Source organism: Vibrio sp. STUT-A16 (assembly GCF_026000495.1).
Classification (GTDB): domain Bacteria; phylum Pseudomonadota; class Gammaproteobacteria; order Enterobacterales; family Vibrionaceae; genus Vibrio; species Vibrio diabolicus.
In genome coordinates, this window is record NZ_AP026765.1 from 2792931 (window position 1) to 2814488 (window position 21558).

General features: G+C 43.3%; 19 protein-coding genes and 1 other RNA gene. 12 read left to right on the forward strand and 8 right to left on the reverse strand.

Annotated features, from left to right (window positions below; all coding sequences use genetic code 11):
• Window positions 1-94: 94 nt before the first annotated feature.
• Window positions 95-1369, reverse strand: a complete 1275-nt coding sequence (locus OO778_RS13300) for a dicarboxylate/amino acid:cation symporter (RefSeq protein WP_012842090.1) — start codon at window positions 1367-1369, stop codon at window positions 95-97.
• Between the two features lie 417 nt (window positions 1370-1786).
• Window positions 1787-2383 carry a nucleotide exchange factor GrpE gene (gene grpE, locus OO778_RS13305; RefSeq protein WP_012842091.1) on the reverse strand — a complete coding sequence of 199 codons (597 nt, stop codon included), beginning with the start codon at window positions 2381-2383 and terminating at the stop codon, window positions 1787-1789.
• 146 nt (window positions 2384-2529) lie between these two features.
• Between grpE and nadK the strand changes: the two genes are divergently transcribed.
• The 4 genes from nadK (at window position 2530) to bamE (ending at window position 7392) form a co-directional block, all read left to right on the forward strand.
• Window positions 2530-3414 (forward strand): NAD(+) kinase, encoded by an 885-nt coding sequence (nadK, locus tag OO778_RS13310; RefSeq protein WP_264909948.1) that lies wholly within the window; start codon window positions 2530-2532, stop codon window positions 3412-3414.
• 265 nt (window positions 3415-3679) lie between these two features.
• Complete coding sequence (locus OO778_RS13315) at window positions 3680-4870, forward strand: DUF3103 domain-containing protein (protein WP_005391464.1); 1191 nt, start codon at window positions 3680-3682, stop codon at window positions 4868-4870.
• 167 nt (window positions 4871-5037) lie between these two features.
• Entirely contained in the window at window positions 5038-6702 is a 1665-nt protein-coding gene (recN, locus tag OO778_RS13320) for a DNA repair protein RecN (RefSeq protein ID WP_005391466.1), read from the forward strand.
• Between the two features lie 330 nt (window positions 6703-7032).
• Window positions 7033-7392 carry an outer membrane protein assembly factor BamE gene (bamE, locus tag OO778_RS13325; RefSeq protein ID WP_005391468.1) on the forward strand — a complete coding sequence of 120 codons (360 nt, stop codon included), beginning with the start codon at window positions 7033-7035 and terminating at the stop codon, window positions 7390-7392.
• 105 nt (window positions 7393-7497) lie between these two features.
• Here the strand turns inward: bamE and OO778_RS13330 are convergent, their stop codons facing one another.
• A complete protein-coding gene (locus OO778_RS13330) occupies window positions 7498-7851 on the reverse strand; it encodes an RnfH family protein (protein ID WP_005391471.1) in 354 nt (117 codons plus the stop codon).
• Window positions 7841-8284 carry an SRPBCC family protein gene (locus tag OO778_RS13335; protein ID WP_005391473.1) on the reverse strand — a complete coding sequence of 148 codons (444 nt, stop codon included), beginning with the start codon at window positions 8282-8284 and terminating at the stop codon, window positions 7841-7843. Before OO778_RS13335 ends, OO778_RS13330 begins: the two co-directional genes overlap by 11 nt.
• 118 nt (window positions 8285-8402) lie before the next feature.
• On the opposite strand from OO778_RS13335, the gene smpB reads away from it, so the two are divergent.
• The 4 genes from smpB to OO778_RS13355 all read left to right on the forward strand — a co-directional run bounded on the left by smpB (window position 8403) and on the right by OO778_RS13355 (window position 11835).
• Window positions 8403-8888 (forward strand): SsrA-binding protein SmpB, encoded by a 486-nt coding sequence (smpB, locus tag OO778_RS13340; protein WP_005391476.1) that lies wholly within the window; start codon window positions 8403-8405, stop codon window positions 8886-8888.
• A gap of 66 nt (window positions 8889-8954) precedes the next feature.
• Window positions 8955-9322, forward strand: a transfer-messenger RNA (tmRNA) gene (gene ssrA, locus OO778_RS13345).
• Window positions 9323-10140: 818 nt separating this feature from the next.
• Window positions 10141-10692 carry a DUF6795 domain-containing protein gene (locus OO778_RS13350; protein WP_226977485.1) on the forward strand — a complete coding sequence of 184 codons (552 nt, stop codon included), beginning with the start codon at window positions 10141-10143 and terminating at the stop codon, window positions 10690-10692.
• 3 nt (window positions 10693-10695) lie between these two features.
• The gene (locus OO778_RS13355) at window positions 10696-11835 is read left to right on the forward strand and encodes a lipase family protein (RefSeq protein WP_005391480.1); all 1140 of its coding nucleotides are present in this window, start codon (window positions 10696-10698) and stop codon (window positions 11833-11835) included.
• Window positions 11836-11956: 121 nt separating this feature from the next.
• Here the strand turns inward: OO778_RS13355 and OO778_RS13360 are convergent, their stop codons facing one another.
• Window positions 11957-12520, reverse strand: a complete 564-nt coding sequence (locus tag OO778_RS13360) for a porin family protein (RefSeq protein WP_005391484.1) — start codon at window positions 12518-12520, stop codon at window positions 11957-11959.
• Window positions 12521-12944: 424 nt separating this feature from the next.
• Between OO778_RS13360 and OO778_RS13365 the strand changes: the two genes are divergently transcribed.
• The 4 genes from OO778_RS13365 (at window position 12945) to OO778_RS13380 (ending at window position 17822) form a co-directional block, all read left to right on the forward strand.
• Complete coding sequence (locus OO778_RS13365; protein WP_074190961.1) at window positions 12945-13826, forward strand: LysR family transcriptional regulator; 882 nt, start codon at window positions 12945-12947, stop codon at window positions 13824-13826.
• Window positions 13827-13946: 120 nt separating this feature from the next.
• Complete coding sequence (locus OO778_RS13370) at window positions 13947-15482, forward strand: bifunctional GNAT family N-acetyltransferase/carbon-nitrogen hydrolase family protein (RefSeq protein ID WP_005391488.1); 1536 nt, start codon at window positions 13947-13949, stop codon at window positions 15480-15482.
• Between the two features lie 204 nt (window positions 15483-15686).
• Window positions 15687-16274, forward strand: coding sequence for a DedA family protein (locus OO778_RS13375; protein ID WP_074190960.1), 588 nt, complete (start codon window positions 15687-15689; stop codon window positions 16272-16274).
• A gap of 180 nt (window positions 16275-16454) precedes the next feature.
• Window positions 16455-17822 (forward strand): Na+/H+ antiporter NhaC family protein, encoded by a 1368-nt coding sequence (locus OO778_RS13380; protein WP_074191301.1) that lies wholly within the window; start codon window positions 16455-16457, stop codon window positions 17820-17822.
• Window positions 17823-17892: 70 nt separating this feature from the next.
• Here the strand turns inward: OO778_RS13380 and OO778_RS13385 are convergent, their stop codons facing one another.
• The 3 genes from OO778_RS13385 to OO778_RS13395 all read right to left on the reverse strand — a co-directional run bounded on the left by OO778_RS13385 (window position 17893) and on the right by OO778_RS13395 (window position 21531).
• Window positions 17893-18732: a 3-keto-5-aminohexanoate cleavage protein gene (locus tag OO778_RS13385; protein WP_074190959.1), complete on the reverse strand. Its 840-nt coding sequence runs from the start codon at window positions 18730-18732 to the stop codon at window positions 17893-17895.
• Window positions 18723-20054 (reverse strand): aspartate aminotransferase family protein, encoded by a 1332-nt coding sequence (locus OO778_RS13390; protein ID WP_074190958.1) that lies wholly within the window; start codon window positions 20052-20054, stop codon window positions 18723-18725. The genes OO778_RS13385 and OO778_RS13390 overlap by 10 nt, the downstream gene beginning before the upstream one ends.
• Before the next feature lie 208 nt (window positions 20055-20262).
• Window positions 20263-21531 carry an O-acetylhomoserine aminocarboxypropyltransferase/cysteine synthase gene (locus OO778_RS13395; protein WP_074190957.1) on the reverse strand — a complete coding sequence of 423 codons (1269 nt, stop codon included), beginning with the start codon at window positions 21529-21531 and terminating at the stop codon, window positions 20263-20265.
• Between the last annotated feature and the right edge of the window lie 27 nt (window positions 21532-21558).

Consider the following 21558-nt stretch of genomic DNA (forward strand, 5'->3'; position numbering starts at 1 on the left):
AGATGAATTTATTTATGCCCGACTCTTCCTAAACAAAAAACGAGCTCATAAGAGCTCGCTTCAATATTAGGGTTGAAATAAATGATTCAAGACATTATGCGTTCGCTTGAGCAGGCTCAGCGTCAACGCCTTCTTCTTTACCAATCTCACCTTCTGTTTTTGCAACAATGGTGTTTACCGCCGTGTCGCCCACAACATTTGAAGACGTACAGAACATGTCATTAATACGGTCAACCGCAGCAATAATTGCCAAGCCTTCAGGTGGTAAGCCTAGTTGGTGAAGCAAAACGCCTACCATTACCACGCCGCCTCCAGGAACGCCACCAGCACCAATAGATAATAGAAGAATAGTTAAACCAAGCGTGAAGATGTCTGCGGTGTTAATTGGCTGGCCAAAAGCGTTCGCAACAAACATCGTTGCTAGAGCAATATAGATAGACACACCAGACATGTTCATCGTTGCGCCCAGTGGTACACCGAAGCCAGCAACCGATTTAGAGACCTGAAGCTTTTCTGTCAGTGTTCGCATCGTTACCGGGATAGTCGCGTTTGAGCTCGCGGTAGATAAAGAGAACAGAATCTGCTCACGAGTTGCACGTAGGAAAGTCTTTGGAGAGGTCCCTGTCGCAAGACTTACTGCCATTGGATAGAAGAAGAAGATCCAGAACACCAACATCGCAACCACCAAGGCCACATAACCAGCCACGGACATCAATGTATTGGCGTTTAGTGTTGCACCCAATTGAATCATTAGCGCGAACACACCATATGGCGCAAGACTCATCACTAACCCAACCAGTTTCATCATGATTTCATTTGCCATTTTGAACGTGCGGATGGCAGGACCACCACGAGAATCCAAAGCTTGAATTGCAAGACCTGTCAGAATTGCCATGAAGATGATTTGCAGCATGTCGCCGTTAGCAAACGCTTGTACTGGGTTGCTAGGAACAATGTTAACAACTAGAGAGAAAATGTCCGGCGTTTCTGTCGTCGTCAGCTGTACGGCCTCAGATACCGTTCCTGCCAGATTAGCACCCGCTCCTGGCTGGAAAATCAAACCAACAGTCAAAGCCGCCGTAATCGCAATGATGGTGTTAAGAATGTAGAGGGTAAAAGTTTTTCCACCAAGACGACCAAATGCACTGATGTCTTTCAAGTCAACAATGCCGCATACGATTGAAACGTAAACTAAAGGAACAACAAGCAATTTGATCAGCGAGACAAACATGCCGCCAACGCCTTCTGCTGCTCCAAGTAGGTATGTATCAAAAATCGCAATACCGCTAAATAAGTACTGAATTGCTGTTCCCAGCACAAGGCCGGCAAACAAGCCTATAAAAATCTTACTAGAAAGCGATTTATCCATTATAAATCTCCGATATGTTGTGTTTGCTATTTACATCTTTGTAGTTATATATGCTTACTTTTAAAGCATTAGTCGCAAATCATACACACGAAGGTTACAAAATAAAGTGATAATTTACATTTTTGTTAACGAAACTATTGTGGAAAAAATGACTATCTTTACATTCCTATGCAGGACAAACATTCACACAACGAATAATTACAATTACTTATAGCCCTCTTCGTTCATAAACACGCAGTGAGATGAGAAGAAATCTCCTATAGGAAAATAATTAACCAATAAGAAAAAATATGAAGGGGATCAAACTTCCATTTTATCGATATACAATGAAGCTCATTACAACAACTTACGTTTAAAACAAAAAAGCGCCCATCAAAAAATGATGGGCGCTTTATACTTGAAAACAGGCAGTTAAGGTTATTTAGCAACCATTACCATTGCCGGACGAATCACACGGCCGTTTAGTTCGTAACCTTTTTGCATAACAAACATAACTGTGTTTGATTCATGATCTGGGCTTTCCTGAATCGACATCGCTTGATGGAACTCTGGGTTGAATGCTTCACCTTCAGGGTTGATTGCTTTCAAGCCAAATTTCGCCACAACGTCGACAAACGTTTTGTGTGTTAACTCAACACCTTCTAGGAACGGCTTAACCGTTTCATTCTCTGTATCTGCCGCTTGAATTGCACGCTCTAGGTTATCAATAACAGGAAGCAACTCTTCGGCAAACTTGTTCAACGCAAACTTACGTGCTTTATCGATCTCTTGCTCGGTACGACGACGCATGTTTTCTACTTCAGCTTTAGAACGCAACACCGCATCTTGCTGCTCTTTTACTTTTGCCTCGCTAGACAATAGTGCCGCTTCTAGTTGAGCAATCTTAGCGTCTGTCTCATCACCAATTTCTTCAAGCTCAGCTTCTACTTCTTGTGCTTCAGCTTCTACTTTTTCAGCCTCTTCGATGATTTGATCAAGCTCTTCTTCTGTAACTTTGTTTTCTTCGTTGCTCATGATATCTCCAGAATTCAACATAATGCCCTTAAAGCCATGCGCGTTTTTGCGGGCTTTAACCACATAAAAATTCGCATATTTAGGTGACTTGCCATTATTATGGGGATGAAGATTCCTGATTCAAGCCTCTTTAATGCGGAAATGCTATGAAAAATCCATGTAACGTGATCGCGATTATCGGAAAACCAAGAGATCAACAAGCAATTCAAACTCATAAAGAGTTGTACCAATGGCTGACCTCTGAAGGCTATAAAGTATTTATTGACGATCGCCTTGCCGAAATACTGGATGATATCCCGCAGAGTCAATTTGCCAGTTTAGTTGAACTAGGAAAAAATGCCGATCTAGCCATTGTGGTTGGTGGGGATGGCAACATGCTAGGCGCGGCAAGAATTTTATCCCGATTTGATGTACCAGTCATAGGGGTGAACCGTGGAAACCTGGGCTTCTTAACTGACTTAAACCCAGACGAGTTCCAAGCGTCTCTGCAAGCGGTACTCGACGGTGAGTATATTGAAGAAGAGCGCTTTCTCTTAGAAGCGGAAGTACACCGTCACGGGCAAATTAAAAGCCACAACGCTGCGCTAAATGAAGCTGTACTTCACCCAGGGCAAATTGCCCATATGATTGAATTTGAAGTGTACATTGATGAAAGCTTCGCCTTCTCTTTACGAGCCGATGGTTTGATTGTCTCCACACCAACGGGCTCGACCGCATATTCGCTTTCTGGCGGTGGTCCAATTCTTTCGCCTAGCTTGAATGCCATTTCACTCGTGCCAATGTTTCCTCATACCTTGTCGAGTCGACCTTTGGTGGTTGATGGAAAGCGTCGAATTAAATTGGTGGTGTCACCAGAGAACCGAGGAACACAAGAAGTTAGCTGTGATGGACAAGTGTCTCTCCCTGTTTCTCCAGGAGACGAAATCCACATCTATCAAAGTCCAAATGTGCTCAAACTCATCCATCCCAAAGACTACAGCTACTATCACGTTTTACGTAACAAGCTTGGTTGGTCTAGTAAATTGTTCTAACACTTGTTACTCAGGGAAATGACTTCAATAAAAAAGCCAGTAGCTTAATTGCCACTGGCTTTTGGCTTTCTTAGACAAGAAATAGACACAAAGTAGTGAGGCGACACGATATTTGCTGTCATTAAAGAGAAGTTTATAAATTTTGATCCTGTGGGCAAAGTTTACACAAAAGATAGAAAAGCAAATTCAATGATCTATGTCCGGTGATATTCTCACCATGAATAGAGTATTAACTCTATTTCATAAAATCAATAAAGGACATATTATGAAGAAAACCATCATTCTGTCTGTTCTCAGTACATTAGCACTTATTGGCTGCCAATCAGAGGAAACGCAAGTCAACAGTGTATCCAACGCAAAAGCGGAAGATATCACTAAGACGAAGCGTGCCCTCGCTCAACAATTGAGTGAGAACTATGCTGCCATTGAACCCATGTTGAGAAGAGATATTACTCCACAACAGACTAGCGTCTCTGTATCAGCATTTGTTCAACAAAACCCCAACTCCGAGTTTAGCCGTCAGCTTGTACAAGCTGACACTCAAATTCGTAGCTGGAAAGGTATTTCTGAATACTCAGATCAGTTGCTGGAAGTTCGTTTAGCGAATGAGAGCATGATAACAGCATGGCAAAGTGGCGAGGTCGAGCCATTATTTGCATTTGAACCAAGTGGTGATGATGAGAATTGGCAATATATCGAAGCATTTGATGTGTATGGCAACATCCATCAACTCGATGTTTACCAACTCCCTGAGGTACCTGTACTCGTTGTTGATAACAACAGCTCTGCAGAGCTAAAAGCAGGCTTGCAAGCTATGCAAGCTGAGATGAAAAAACTCGGTCAGCCAGCTTTAGTTCAACCATATATTGCTGATGAACAACGCCAAAATGCACCGCTATTGTCAAGTAGCACAGTGGGCGAAGCGGCTCCAATTCAAACAACGCAGTTGAAAAAGATCCGTCTAGCCGATGACAAAGAACCTTGGATCTCTGGCAAGGCAGAAATCTACGCTATCGTAACGGGCGTCAATCCAAGTCGTGATGAACCTACTCTCGATTTAGTAGAGCTTCCATACTTAGACTACGATAACCAAGATTACTACCCAAATCAGATCATTATTCACTGGTCTCGTTACCGTTGGGGCGCTGCGGACATCGTGCTCATGGAACAAGATGATGGTACAGACTATAAACAGTTGGCAAAACTCCTTGTTCAAGTTGCTGGAGAAGTGTTGAAAGCGATTCCAGATCCAGAAGTTCAGGCTTACGCGATTATTCCGCAAATCACGAATAAGATCATCGACACGATCCCTGACGGCGTCCTAACGAATGATGATGACTTCGTCGACGTTTACTACACACTAATGCAAGACACATCATACGTGGATCATCCAGGTGCTGGTGTGAATGCAGTAGTCACATTAGAGCCGCTCACGATTAACCCAACTCGTCCGTAACCTGTTCAATTTTAATGAGTCGTTGTAATCACTTCGGCTCATTTTTCCCACTTCATCACAAAAAAGCACCCCACACAGAAATTTTTTCTCACCCGTCTTTACTGTATAAAGAAACAGTATATACTGTTCTCTTATACAGTATTATTCAGTTATACAGGTAAATAAAAATGCTGGCTCATCTAAGTGTTAATAATTTTGCGATTGTTAAGTCTTTACAACTCGAGCTGTCTAAGGGCATGACCACCATCACAGGTGAAACAGGCGCGGGTAAATCCATTGCTATCGATGCTTTAGGGCTCTGCTTAGGCGGACGAGCCGATGCCGGCATGGTTCGACAAGGTGAAGAAAAAACCGAAGTTAGTGCCGCTTTTTTACTGGACAACAACCTACATGCAACGCGTTGGCTAGAAGATAACGATCTGCTTGATGGCAGTGAATGTATTTTGCGTCGCATCATCACAAAAGAAGGTCGCTCAAGAGCCTTCATTAATGGCAGTCCTGTCCCACTATCACAACTCAAATCTCTAGGGCAACTGCTGATCAATATCCATGGGCAACACGCTCATCACCAATTGATGAAAAGCGAACACCAAATGGCTATGCTCGACCAATATGCAGGTCATCTAAACCTACTAAAAAGCACACGAAGTGCTTACCAGCATTGGCGTCAGGCAGACAATAACCTCAAGCAACTAAAAGAAAATAGCCAGAAAAACCAGGCGCAAAAACAGTTGCTTGAATACCAAATCAAAGAACTAAATGAGTTATCGCTAGGTGAAGAAGAATTTGCAGAGCTCGAGCAAGAGCACAAACGACTATCCAATAGTGGTGAACTCGCCACTACCTGTCAGCAAGCCATCGAACTTATTTACGAAGGTGAAGAAGTCAATGCGCTTGGTATTTTGCAATCGGCCAATCACTCCCTAATTCAACTAGCTGAGTTAGATGAAAAGCTATCTGAGCTACCCAACATGTTGTCAGAAGCGATGATTCAACTGGAAGAAACGAAGAATGAATTACGCAGTTATCTAGATGGCATCGATGTGGATCCTGCTCGTATGGCTTATGTAGAAGAACGTTTTTCTAAAGTGATGTCTGTTGCTCGCAAACACCACGTGATGCCAGAAGAGCTATACCAACATCACCAAGATCTTCTGGCCCAAGTAGAAGCGTTAGATTGCTCTGATGAACGTTTAGATGAACTCGCGCAAGAAGTGGAACAAAAGTACCAAAGCTTCCTAAACCAAGCAGAAAAACTACACAAATCACGCAGCCGTTACGCTAAAGAGCTGAATAAGCTGATCACGCAAAGCATGCACGAATTGAGCATGGAAAAAGCGGTATTCAATATCGAAGTCAGCAATGAAAACACGCACCCATCACCACTTGGCATGGACAGTGTGTGCTTCTTAGTATCGACCAACCCAGGACAGCCATTGCAACCTATAGCAAAAGTTGCGTCAGGCGGTGAGCTATCACGCATCTCATTAGCTATCCAAGTGATTACCGCTCAGAAAGTGGATACACCAAGCTTGATCTTCGATGAGGTGGATGTCGGTATTAGTGGTCCAACAGCAGCTGTAGTCGGCAAAATGCTACGCAAGCTTGGCGAGTCTACTCAGGTATTGTGTGTCACTCACCTCCCTCAAGTTGCAGGTTGTGGCCATCAACAAATGTTCGTGGCTAAACAAACAAAAGCTGGCCAAACCGAAACACAAATGCACGCATTAGATGAACAACAACGTGTGGCAGAATTAGCTCGCCTACTTGGAGGTAGCCAAATTACAGATTCTACCCTTGCAAACGCCAAAGAGCTCCTCATCGCCGCTTAGCCATGCTCTTTCAAAGATAGAGTCACGAACACTACTCCGTGACTCTACCTCCCCCATCACCATATCAAAGTGCTTGGGTTCTGATTCCCTTTCGAAATAATGGTCAGTGCCACCCCATAGCTCAATAACTTGGCTATTTGTCATTAGTTACCGCTTAAACTGGATAGAAAATCGCTCATCGACATAAACATACATGTGAGAGAATCAATAAATGCAACTCAACTCAAAATTCGTTGTCAGATTTCCTATCATACGACGCATAGCTTTTTACATCTGCGTCGAGCTTGTTTATTATCAGCGCAGTATTTTAAAGGTTACTAAGAAATTATTATGCAATTAAAGAAGTGGTTAGTTGCCGTACCATTAGCAATGACATTGCTGACAGGATGTTCGGTATTGGAAAAACTGGTTTATCGCATTGATATCAACCAAGGCAACTATGTAGAACAAAGTGCGGTAGATAAGTTAAAGTTTGGGATGACTAAAGCACAGGTTCGCTTCGTACTAGGGTCGCCAATGCTTATTGAAAACGGCTACCCAAACACTTGGTACTACATTTATCACCATACTCCTGGTCACGGTGATCCAGTGCAAAAAGACCTGATCGTTAACTTTAACGACCAAGGCACACTCGCAGATATCAGTGGTGACTTCCCAAAAAGTGACGCATTTTACGAGCAGATCCAGTAAACGGCTTTTGCAAAAAACCTCTCACATGAGAGGTTTTTTATTATCTAGATATCGCGCAATCACACTTTGAATCAATGACGCCATCCATTGAGACTGATATTAAGTCTACTTATTCTTACGTACAGAGCTAGGCTTACCACCGGTGACTGGGTCTGCATTCCCCTCGGCTTTAGCCTGCTCCGCCCGTTTACGACGAATCTCTTTCGGGTCTGCGAGTAACGGACGATATATCTCTATTCGATCTCGATCTCGAACGGTCGCATCTAACTTCACATTACGACTAAACACACCCACTTTGTTCTTAGATAAATCAATTTCAGGGTATAACTCTAACACGCCAGATTGTCGAATGATCTCTTCTACCGTTGCGTGATTATTCACCACTAAATTAAATACACGCTGTTCATGAGGAAGAGCATAGACAACCTCTACGTGAATCATATCTGACTCAATACTCATAACACTCGTAGACCTGTTTTGCGCGTTTAGTGAATGCATTTACCATGTTACTGGTAAGCTCGTTAAAAACCTTACCGAAGGCCATCTCAATCATTTTACTTGAGAATTCAAACTCAAGCTTTAGCTCAACCTTGCAAGCTTGCTCATCTAGCGCGGTAAAAATCCAACCACCACGCAACGTCTTAAACGGGCCATCCACCAAGTTCATCATAATTGCTTGGCCAGGGATCAGCTCATTTGAAGTAGTAAACGTTTTGCTGATACCAGCCTTCGCCACATCGACAGAAGCCACCATACCATTACCCGAAGACTCAATGATTCTAGAGCCCGAGCAACCAGGCAGAAACTCAGGGTATTTAGCAACATCGTTAACCAGATTGAACATCTGTTCAGCACTAAAAGACACAAGCGCAGAACGGCTGACTTGCTTCATACATACTCCTATCGATACATGTACAGGTTTAAAGCTCCTGCCAATTTTACTTTTATTCCACGATTGCGCAAATAAAAGGATTTCCTATCCGATATCCAACCCGTATAATGTCGCTATTATGGCAAAGAAAAAAACGAAACAAAAAGCGGGTAGCAATACTATCGCGCTGAATAAAAAAGCTCGCCACGAGTATTTCATCGATGATGAAATCGAAGCTGGCTTGGAGCTCCAAGGTTGGGAAGTGAAAGCCCTTCGCCAAGGTAAAGCCAATATTTCTGAAAGTTACGTATTTATGCGTGACGGTGAAGCCTTTGTGAGTGGCATGACAATCACTCCTTTAAATCAGGCATCGACACACGTTGTGGCGAACCCCACACGTGTGCGTAAACTACTAATGAGTCGTCGTGAACTGGACAACCTATTCGGACGTGTGAACCGTGAAGGTATGACATTAACGGCGCTCTCTCTGTACTGGTCTCGCTCTTGGGTGAAACTAAAAATTGGCGTAGCAAAAGGTAAAAAGCTGCACGATAAACGTACGGATTTAAAAGAAAAAGACTGGGCAAGAGAGAAAGCACGCGTAATGAAGAGTACACTGCGTTAATCTTGACCACTTAAACGCATAGTACTGGACAGCCAATGCTTTTCTGTTACTATGCGAATATTACCTGGGGCTGATTTAGGATTCGACGGGAATTCAGAAGTCTGAGGTGCATGCCGAGGTGCGGTAGGCCTCGTTAACAAACCGCAAAAAAATAGTCGCAAACGACGAAAACTACGCACTAGCAGCTTAATAACCTGCTCAGAGCTCTCTCGCCCTAGCTTCCGCACGTAAGACGGGGAATAACGAGGGATCAAACCCAAACGCGCTAGCCCGGATTCTCCCGCCTGAGAGATGAACGGCGAATTTTAATTCAGGCTAGTCATTCATTAGCGTGTCGGTTCGCAGGTGGGTGGCGAAATTAAAGATCGACTAAGCATGTAGTACCAATGATGAACGGTTTTCGGACGCGGGTTCAACTCCCGCCAGCTCCACCAAACGTTTGGAAAAGGCCACCTTCGGGTGGCCTTTTTTGTATCAACAATCCACTTTCCACATTGTCTTCTTTTCTCACGCACTCATGCTACCTGATAACTTTTCACGAGCATTGCTGCATAACTCTGAACGTACGCAGATTTAAAAACTCGTTGAGTATTAAGTAACAGACGATACGCTCATAAATACACAACCAAAAGCACATGGAAGTTCAGAAGAACTCATTCAAGGCCAAAAAGTGTGTACTATATGCTCTTCGATTTAAAGTGTTCTAAGTTTTTGGGGTATCAACAACTACGAGTGCTAAATCTAAGTTATAGAATTATGATGGGTTAAAGTTGAACAATTTGGGTTTATCACTAACCATCAAAAGATACTTAATAAGCCTTTTCTTTTGTTCTTGGTTATCACAATTGGCGGAAACATAAATTATCAAGTCAATCTAGCATTACGATGTAAATTAATAAAAACACCTCTTGACCAAGCGACTAATTAACTATTTTCAATATGATTTCATTGTCTGAAACCTAGTATTTATAGAGGTCTTTACCATTCGATAGCTCTCGTTTATTTTGCTTCCAAATTACCTGATGAAAGCCTCAAAAATCCAATATAATATAACTACCAAAGATTAGTGAAGACTGAGTGTTCCAGATTTAAACTTTATTAATGCCAATAAAAAGCGGTCAAGTAGATAAACATAAATCTAAAAATGTAATTTTCAAATTCACAAGTTACAAGGACAATGCAGTACTAATCACATAGTTAACATTAAATATTGTAAAAACACACAATACATATACATTTATAGATTTTTAAAATGAAAAAATTCGATGTGAAAAATTACTTAGTTGGATTTATTACAATCATATTGTTGAGCATTAATATGAGTTTTGGAGAGAGTATATTGAATAGCGATAAAGTTAACCAATACACACCACAAATCAATGGTGTGCTAACAAAAAAAGGGAAGCCGATTAATAACCAAAAGGTTAGTCTTAGTATTGGTTTAAGCGCTTCAGGAAAATCAATAGACTTATCAACATTTACTGACAGCAGTGGTCGGTTTGAATTTTCTCCTGTGTATGAGAACAAAGAGAGCGTTAAGATCCCGCTTATTGAACATTATGTAACTATTGTTTTAACCACAGAACTAGATATTGATGAAAGCGTTATTATTTGGGAAGGTTCGTTCGATGGCTATGAAATAGAGGATTACGTAAAAAACAATATGGCTAATCTAGTCTGTGATGCAGCAAACCCTCTTAAGTACTTTGCTTTTTCAATTGATGATGACGAAAACGATGACTACTACGTAAATAGTCAATGTGATTTATTTGGATATATTGACTCTGACTTATATGGAAATTAAAGAATGCAATCACTCTCACCAAAGCTATCATCTAGAATCGCAGAAATCCCTTATTCTGTATTCGCAACTAATGTTCGTAACGTTAGTGGTTATATAGCAAAGTTTTTTACATTTGATCTAAGGAATGATGTCAAAAAAGGAACGACAAGTGGCTTTATGGGATTTGGTGGAATGACATCAGATTTTGTAGCGATAGGTCGAGGTAAGGGCGAGTTTGCCGATACTTTAGTATTTTCCTTCCGAGGCACTCAAGCAAACATCGGCGACATTATGACCGATGGAAACATTGGGATATCAGGTACCTCATCCGGTTACAGGGTACATGCAGGTTTTGTAAATCTCTTCAATACGATAAAGCCACAACTTGCAGCATACATCGCTGGTTATTCGAAAAAGAACATGAAAGCACCGAAGGCAGTACACTGTGTAGGTCATAGTTTAGGTGGTGCTCTTGCTTCATTAGCGGCAGATTGGGTGAAGAGTCAGTACGGCTATAGCGTACACCTATATACTTTTGGCGCACCAAAAGTTGGCTTTAAACCATACGCAAGAAGGGAGTTAGATTCTTCATATCGCTGCACTCATGGTGCAGATCCAGTTCCGATGTCTCCTCTTTGGCCATTTACTCACGGTGGTATTGAGTATCGGCTAGATGGAAGTTCTGGCATCTACTTCTGCGCTCATGGACTAGGAAAAAAATCTGTTCCGGGTTATGTCAATACCGCTACAAGTAATGAGTGGTCGGCACTACAACCCAAATCTCAAACTTACCTAGAACGCAACGTATTTCTTGACTTCAACAATAGATATAATGCTCGAATGACTGATGGTTGGGTAAGTAAAATAGTCTCTTCAATTTTGACCTTACTAAGAATTTCAGGTCTGGGTCATATAATACAACAAATAGCAACCGTAGGCCTTACTGCTTGGGATCAACTAGCTAAAGCTATGGCGTACATTTCAAAACTAAAAAACGAGTATACAGAACACGTCCGCGGTATTTTAGGTCACATGAATGTAATGTCAGGTAGCGCAGCGATCGACCTATCGAGTATTACTTATAGAGTGATAAAACTTTGTTTTTCGAGACTAGTAAGAAGGTTAGACAGTCATGTTAGAAATGCTCTAAATATAGTAGAGTGACAGTAAAAGACACTAAAAATTATTCTAAAAACTGCTCTATTAGCCTCAACTAGATTGAGCTCAAAAAAATGCGAAGCCATTTAGCTTCGCATTTTTATTGGGTTTAACATGGTTAACAATATTAGAAGCGATATTCCACACCTAGCGATGCTTGGTTAAAATCAGTTTTTGTGTTTGCACCATTCGCTACGTTCTCTGCATTCAGTTCTACGTCGTACCACATATATTCTGCGTTAACTAAGAAGTTATCAGTAACTTTAAAACCAACACCGGCACCAGCGAATACACCTTCGTCATCTTTGTTGCCTTGGAAGCCCGCAACGTTGTAATCCGTCGAGTACCACATTTGACCGCCTTTTGCGTAAAGATCGACACGATCAGCAATAGGGGCTGTAACTTTTAGTGCTGCGGTGTAACCGTCCGTTTCGGCATTTGCTAGGTTATTACCATAGCTACCAAAATCAATGTAACCGCCCTCTAACGCCAAGTAAGGGTTAAAACGGTAACCAACCAAGCCTTGAATAGCATCGCTGTCATCATCAAAGTCATCTTGTCCATCAACTTTTAAGTAACCATAATTGGCGCCGACATAAACACCATGATCTTTGGAGTCCGCTGCGTGAGATAAAGTACTAAACGTTGCTAAAGAAAAAAGGCCAATCAAAGTAACAACATTGCTTTTCATTTCGTTCTCCTCATATAAGTGCCATTGAAAGTTCGAATTATACAAAGCAAATGCAATGCCAATTTTAATTTAATGAAAAACATTTTCTACTTTATAAAAAATTGACATTATTTTGAAATTAAAACAACAAAACTAAAAGTTATACCGTTTTATTTACCTTGAGAAAACAATATTAGATTTCTGTAAATATTAATGATGTAAAACATTCTATTTTATTTGTAGTTTTTTCAAAAGATAGGAGAAATCAATAAACAAACCCCAATCATCAATTATTTACATACCCATTATATTTAGGATTCTTAATTTTTGGTCTGGATTCTTTATGAACGAGTAAGGAAGGTAATCACACATCGGCTTTTTCTCTCTTTGCTTCAATAGGTAAATCTCCTACTCTGTGAAGAGGCTATCTCCATGGGACTGAAGTATGTTAAAAGGCAGTGAGTACCCTTCTATCCGAGCATTGAGGACGTTTGTCGCGGTTGCAAATTACCTCAGCTTCTCTAAAGCGGCGGATGCCCTATGCATTACACAAAGCGCAGTAAGCAAACAAATTGCCGCGCTTGAACAACTAGTGGGTTTACCTTTAATACAAAGAGGCTCGAATGGTATTGAGTTAACTGAGGAAGGAAAACGCTACCTACCGCAAGTCACAGAAGCACTAGAACTTATTCAGAATGCAACCGCCAACTTAATCCAATCAGATTCAAAGCAAGAATTGCTCACCGTGGATGTTACTCCTTCTTTCGCTAGCCTTTGGTTGGTGCCTCATATTGATGACTTCCACCAGCGACATCCCAATATCCGTGTAAGAATCTGTACCGGAGATGGGAACGTCAAAGGTTCAAGCGGTGAAAGCGACTTGCATATTCGTTGTCTTCCATTGTCCACGCATTATGAATACAGCCACTTACTATGCGAAGAAATACTACTATTGGTCGGTTGTACTAACACTCCTGCACTCAAGAATGTGCACGCTGTTAGCGACTATCCGTTGATACCTCAAATCACTCGTCCTCAGTTGTGGGAGCAATTTAAGGCTGCACATGCAGTAGAATCAACCGTTACCTATCACTCTGTAGGCTTTGAACATTTTTACTTAGCTTACGAAGCCGTCAAAATGGGAAAAGGACTCGCCTTACTTCCTGATTTTATGGCGCAGAATTCTATTTTAAGAGGGGATATCCAACGTATTCTCAACCTATCTTTACAGAGTGGTTATGGTTATTACGTGATGATCCCAAATTATCGCCTATCGGCTAAGAAAGTGGCGGCGTTTTACGAATGGTTGAAGAGCAAACTAAGCTAATATTGTTTTCTTGAAATGCTTTTGGTAACCCAAAACAACTCAAAGACTTCAGTATCTGTCTGCTCCAAATTGTGGCATTCTCATTAACACTGTTTCAAAAGGATAAATGGATTGAAAGATATGGACAGCAATTCGCCCAAACTCTCATTACGTACCATTGAGCCAACGGATTACCCTGAGCTTGCAGAACTAATGGACTTAGTGTTTCCTGATGTTGGCGGCTCATGGCCACGGCTGACTATTATGGATCTCATTCATCAGTTTCCTGATGGCCAAATCTGTATTGAAGATAACGGCAAAATAGTCGGTGCAGCATTAACCATTAAAGTGGACTACAACCGCTTTTCTCTTCCTCACCTATATACCGACATCATTACCGAAAACAACGTCATACAGAATCAAGTAACCGGTGATGCAATGTATGGTCTCGATGTATTTGTCCACCCGGACTATCGAGGGCTACGTTTGGGTCGACGTTTGTATGATGCGCGTAAAGAGCTTTGCCGTAGTAAGAACTTCAAAGCCATTTTAGCCGGTGGTCGCATTCCTAATTACCACCAATACGCAGATGAACTGAGCGTTGCAGAGTACATCGACAAAGTAAAACGCCGTGAGCTTCATGACCCTATTTTGTCTTTTCAGCTTGCTAACGACTTCGATGTAAAACGAATCATGCGCGGCTACTTACCAGAGGATAGCGCTTCTAAAGGTTACGCGACACTGCTGGAGTGGGATAACTTTTTCTACGAAGAGGATATTCAATCCGTACACGATGTAGAAAAAACACTGATTCGGATTGGTGTCGTCCAGTGGCAAATGCGCGCGATGAATGACCTGGAGGATTTGCTCGATCAAGCTGAGTTCTTCATTTCTTCTCTTGCGAATTACAAGGCCGATTTCGCCCTATTCCCTGAGTTCTTTAACGCACCGCTGATGGGCTTGCAAAACGACAAAAATTCCGTTGAAGCAATCCGCTTTTTGGCTAGCTTTACAGAAGAGATCAAAAACCGTTTCTCGCAGATGGCAGTCACCTACAACATCAACATTATTGCAGGCAGTATGCCCGTTATCGAAGATGGCAAACTGTATAATGTGGCCTACTTGCTGCAACGAGATGGTGAAATTAACGCTCAATATAAAATCCACATCACGCCTCATGAACAAAGAGACTGGGTGATCGACGGTGGTGACAATGTTCAAGTTTTCGAAACCGATGCGGGCAAAGTCGGCATACTGATTTGTTATGACAGCGAATTCCCTGAATTGGGAAGAATGTTAGCAGAACAAGGCGCACAAATTGTATTCGTTCCTTTCTGGACGGACACAAAAAATGGCTATCAACGAGTACGAATTTGTTCCCAATCGCGTGCCATTGAAAACGAATGCTATGTTGCAATCGGTGGCAGTGTTGGTAACTTACCTCGTGTTGATAACGTGGACATCCAGTACGCACAATCTGCCGTATTCTCACCGTCGGATATCTACTTCCCGCACGATGCAACCTTGACAGAAGCAAGCGCCAACACCGAAATGATGATCTTCGCCGATGTTGATTTGACTAAGTTGAAGCAACTTAATACCGAGGGTTCAGTAACCAACTTACGTCACCGACGCCTTGATTTGTATGGCGCATTTACTAAAGCTAAAGAGTCATAATGGTGTGCCTTATTAGCCGCCACACGGGAGCGTGGCGGCTAATAAAACAAGCAGCAGATTGATTCCGCACAATAATCAGAGGCATGTCAGTTTTTCTCAGCGGTGAGAAACAAGAATTGACCCAGTAGGACATTCGGAGTATCACTCCAACTTCGTTCCGCTTTTATTAGGGGAAAGCTTTTGGAACACATTAACGAACTTCTCATGTCAATGAAGCCTTTGCTTGAGCAATACGGCTACTTGGCGCTGATTGTCAGTATATTTCTAGAAGGGATAGGTGTACCGATGCCTGGTCAATCGCTGATGATCGCGGCATCTTTGCTCTCTTCAGAACAAGTCATGAACCTAAGTATGGTTATGATGGTATCGTGGCTAAGCTGCTTTTTTGGGAATACCTGTGGTTACCTAATCGGTTATTACTTTGAAGGCTGGTTGGATAAAAAAGGCTATATCTCTGGCCCGAAGATGCAAACACTTCAACTGACTATCCAGAAATACGGCCCTACGTGCTTGGTCGTCAGTCGCTTTATTGAAGGAATGAAGCAATTTATGCCTCTTGCATGCGGTATCGCGAAAATGCCACGTAGAGAGTTTTTGCTCGGTAACGCCCTCGCGGCGACGGTTTGGGTATTGGTATTCAGCTTGTTAACTCACTTTGCATTTGAACATTTAAGCGTGTTGAGCAACCTGTACACCGAATACAAATATCTGGTATGGGCATTTGCTGCTGTCTTATTTACGTGGATGGTTTTAGGTATTATTAAACGCAAAAAAGCCAAATCAATGCAATAACGACAGTCCCTTCATTAGTGCATAACTAAAGCTCGTGGTATCAATGAGATACGTAATACGAGCTTTTATCTTTTTCTTTACGTGCAAAATTTAAACAGCCATTTAGACGTCTAGACGTTGACAATGCGTAAATGTGATATTAGTCTGCTCTTCTCTCTTATTATTAACATTGTCGTTTACATGTCCGGTTCCCAACAAACAACTAAAACAGTTGCACCTTCTGCGGTCGCACTGATCCCATTGATTGTATTCCTTGCGCTGTTTATTGGCGTAGGCACTTACTTATCTTTGCAAGGCGTTGAATTTGCCTTCTACCAGCTGCCTGCACCCATCGCGGTATTACCAGCCATCATCATTGCGTTTCTTTTAAGTAAAGAGAAACTTAACCGCTCAATCGAACACTTCATGCGTGGTGTTGGCCACCCAGACATCATCGCAATGTGTATGATCTATCTGCTTGCTGGTGCTTTTGCTGCGGTAGCAAAAGCCTCTGGCGGTGTTGATGCAACGGTGAACCTTGGTTTATCCGCAATTCCAACCAGCATGATTTTGCCGGGCATTTTTCTGATTTCTGCTTTTATCGCAACAGCGATGGGCACTTCGATGGGTACCATCGCAGCCGTTGCCCCCGTAGCGTTGGGGATTGCTGAATCAGCAGGAATGAGCTTACCGTTAACCGCAGGCGTTGTGCTGAGCGGCGCTATGTTTGGTGATAACCTTTCTATCATCTCTGACACCACCATCGCGGCGACACGCTCTCAAGGTTGTGAGATGAAAGATAAGTTTAAAGAGAACATTCGTATTGCTTTGCCTGCGGCGTTGATCGCGATTGCAGTGTTCGCTTTCAACAGTACAGCGACTCAAGTGCCTGCAACTGGCGATATTGAGTGGCTAAAAGTCTTGCCGTACATCACTATTTTGATCCTAGCGGTATCTGGTGTGAATGTGTTTGTGGTTCTGTCGATTGGTATCCTTTTGGCTGGCGGCGTGAGCTTGGCATTGATTGACAATTACGGACTGACTAATCTAGCCCAAGACGTTTATAAAGGCTTTGGTAACATGCAAGAGATCTTCTTGTTATCCATGCTAATTGGAGGTTTGAGTGAACTGATGCGTCGTCAAGGCGGTCTTGCGTTCCTAACCAATTTCGTTAGCAGCCTTATCCACGCGTTTGGCTCTAGCCACTCTAAGCATGCCAACAGCCGCGCGAGCGAGCTAGGTATCGCTGGCTTGGTGTCGATGGTCAATGGCTGTACGGCGAACAATACAGTCGCAATCATTGTATCGGGCAGCGTTGCGCGCCAGTTGGCGGAAGAGAACAATGTCTCTCCTCGCCGCTCAGCAAGCTTGTTAGACATTTTCTCATGCGTGGTGCAAGGCGTGTTGCCTTACGGCGCTCAAGTGTTGCTGCTAGGTTCCGTATTCAACCTATCGCCAATTGAAGTAGTTGCTAATTCTTACTACTGCTTTGCATTAGCGATAGCGGCTGTTGTCGCGGTATTTATCAAACATCCCGCGCGTCAACCTGTAGTGCAAACCGAAAACTAACGACAAATACCGAAAAGGCTCCGAGGGAGCCTTTTTACTTTCTTCTTTATTTTCCTTGCTGCGAGCAGATTTACTTCAAAGCTGAACGCAAACTTTGCGCACTGTGTAAAGGAATCGCAAATCGATGCGCCACATCACGTAGAGCTTCCACCTGAGCCGCGTTACTGATTGCTAATTCGCCTGCCACATCGAAGTGGTTATTCTCAAACCCCACTCTCACATCGAATCCAAGTAACATCGCACTCGCTAAACAGTCTTGCTCTCGCGCGCCAAAAGCACAAATGGCACATCGAATTTCTTCCTCGACAAAACGCGCCAAATTCAAACCTCGTAAATCCCATGGTGAAGACTGCTGAGCTTGGTGATAACGCCCTAACACCACTAATGCATGCTGATGCGTTTTAGGTAACACACCCGTATCACGCAGTTGGAAATAACGTTCAATGTCGGTTGCATCGTAGAGAATAATTTGGCTCACGATGTTGTTTTCAGCCACCCAATGGAAAAAGGCATGCCCTTCTTTCTCACTTGCTCGATCGGGGATTAACTCCCTCAATGCGAAAGAAGCCGCTTCTGGTTTCACAGCTTTGACTAACGCCCGCTGTTGTGGCGGAGAATATAAACCCACCGCTTCTGTGGTGAGCTGAACCACCATGGTTTCTCCCACCGCTTCTTTCACGGCATGGTAAATTGCCATGTTGTCGTCGATGTCTAATGAATGACGTCCCTTGGCGTCTCTAGCATGCAAATGGATCATGGCAGCCCCTGCTGTTTGACAAGCGATAGCCTCTGCAACCAGTTCGTCCGTTGTCATGGGTAAGTTGGCGTGATCATGCTTGGTTTTTCTTGCGCCGTTTGGAGCCACGATAATGGCGATAGGTTCTCGCAAATATTGGTTTGCTACTTCCATGTCTCCGCCACCTCTTTTAACGTCAGTGAGAGTTTACCGACTAGTTCATCAATATGATGAGACTGAATAATGAATGGCGGTGCGAGCAAAATATGGTGCCCATTAACGCCATCAATCGTTCCGCCCATTGGATAGCACATTAAGCCATTTTCCATTGCTCGCTGTTTGATGCGTTTGTCTGCCAATGTGGCTTTACTCAGCGGCGCCTTGCTTTCTTTCTCCGCCACCAGCTCAATGCCCAAAAACAAGCCTTTACCACGAATGTCGCCAATGTATGGTAAATGGGCCAATGCAGAAGTAAGCTCTTTACGCAGCAAAACACTTTGCTGATTCACCGCTGTTAATAAATCATCTTGGAAGATGGTTTCAATTGTTGCCACGGCGGCAGCGCACGCCACAGGGTGCGCCATAAACGTATGACCGTGTTGGAAAAAACCGCTTCCATCAGCAATAGCTTGATAGACTCGATCATTCGCAACCACCGCGCCAATAGGTTGATAACCCGCACCAAGCCCTTTAGCCATACAAACCAGATCAGGTTCTGCCTCTTCTTGCTCAAACGCAAAAAAACTGCCACTTCGCCCAACGCCACACATGACTTCATCCAAGATCAATAACACATCGTATTGGTCGCATATTTCGCGAATACGTTTGAAGTAACCTTGAGTCGCTGGCACAGCTCCAGCTGTGGCTCCCACAATAGGCTCGGCGACAAAAGCCATTACATTCTCAGCCCCCAACTCAAGAATTTTTGCCTCAAGTTCATTCGCCGTTCGCAATGAGTAATCCAATTCCGACTCATGAGTCTGCTGATACCGATAAGCATAGCAAGGGGCAATGTGATGGCTCGGATGCAAGATAGGCTTGAACGGTTCACGTCGCCATTCATTACCACCGACCGCCAGAGCTCCCAACGTATTGCCGTGATAACTTTGCTGACGCGCGATGAATTGCTTCTTCTCTGGCTTACCTGATTCCACAAAATACTGCCGCGCCATTTTTAGTGCCGACTCCACCGCTTCTGATCCGCCACTGACTAAATACACATGGTTGAACTGCTCGGGCATGTACTGACAAATCAATTCCGCTAGTCGCTCACTGCTGTCACTAGTAAAAAATCCAGTATGAGCAAACGGCACTCGCTCGATCTGTTCCAACATCGCTTTTTTAACGGCGTGATGACTGTGGCCAAGGTTTGATACCGCAGCACCACCACAAGCATCGAGATACGGCTTTCCATGCTTATCGAATAGATAAACACCTTCACCTCTATCGATGATTGGCAGCGTGGCATGACAATGACGGTGAAATACGTAAGACATTTGAGCCCCTTCCAATGTGTAATATTTGCACACATCATCAGGAACAACCCCAAACGTGACAAGGGAATAAATTTCACCCTCTATGAGCTTTTGGAATACCACAAACCAAAAGCACCAAAACCTTTGATATTTAAATAATAAAATAAAAACAGGCCAGCTTTTTTAAAGGCTGGCCTATGGGTAACCAAAAGCTAAAAACAGAATCGTTTTACGCGTTTAGTGCCTGTTCTAAATCGGCTAGAATATCGTCAATGTGTTCAATACCCACCGATAAACGAATCATCTCTGGAGACACACCAGCTTGTTTTTGTTCTGCTTCGCTCAACTGACGATGGGTCGTCGATGCTGGATGGCAAGCCAATGATTTTGCATCGCCAATGTTCACCAAACGCTTAAAGATTTTCAGAGCGTCATAAAAGCGCACTCCTGCGTCATAACCGTCTTTTAAACCAAACGACAAAATCGCAGAAGGCTTACCTTTCATGTATTTTTCAGCGAGGTTGAAGTGTGCTGAACTTGGCAATCCGGCATAACTCACCCAACTGACTTTGTCATTCTGTTCCAAGAACTCAGCCACTTTGAGAGTGTTCTCGGTATGGCGCTCCATACGCAGCGGTAACGTTTCTAGCCCTTGCATAAGCATAAATGCATTCATCGGTGATAATGCCGATCCGGTATTACGCAATGGTACGGTACGCGCGCGCCCGATAAATGCCGCCTCACCAAACGCTTCGGTATACACCACGCCGTGGTAAGAAGGTTCTGGTTGGTTGAAAACTGGAAAGCGGTCTTTGTGCTGCGCCCAAGGGAATTTACCGGAATCCACAATCACGCCACCTAATGTGGTGCCGTGTCCACCAACGTACTTAGTGAGGGAGTGAACGACGATATCCGCACCGAATTCGATGGGTTTGCACAGTACTGGTGTCGCGACGGTGTTATCCACAATCACAGGCACGCCTTGTGCGTGAGCAAGCTCCGCCACACGTTCTAAATCAATGATATTACCTGCAGGGTTACCAATGCTCTCGCAGTACACCGCTTTGGTATTTTCATCAATTAACTCGGCCAAACTTTCTGGCTTGTCATCTTTGGCAAACTTCACTTGAATACCTTGATTTGGCAGCATGTGCGCAAACAAGGTGTAAGTACCGCCATAAAGTTGCGGCGTAGAAACGATGTTATCGCCTGCTTGCGCTAAGGTCAGAATCGCATAGTTAATCGCTGCACTCCCCGCACTCACGACCAACCCGGCAATGCCGCCTTCTAACGCCGCCATGCGTTTTTCCAGAACATCGTTAGTCGGATTCATGATGCGAGTGTAGATATTCCCCGGCACTTCCAAATTAAACAGATCAGCTCCGTGCTGCGCGTTATCAAACTCGTACGCGACCGTTTGATAAATCGGTGTCGCGACAGATTTAGTGGTAGGGTCAGTTTCGTAACCAAAATGGATGGATAGCGTTTCGTCTTTCATGTTCTTCCTTGAGCGTCATCGAGATAA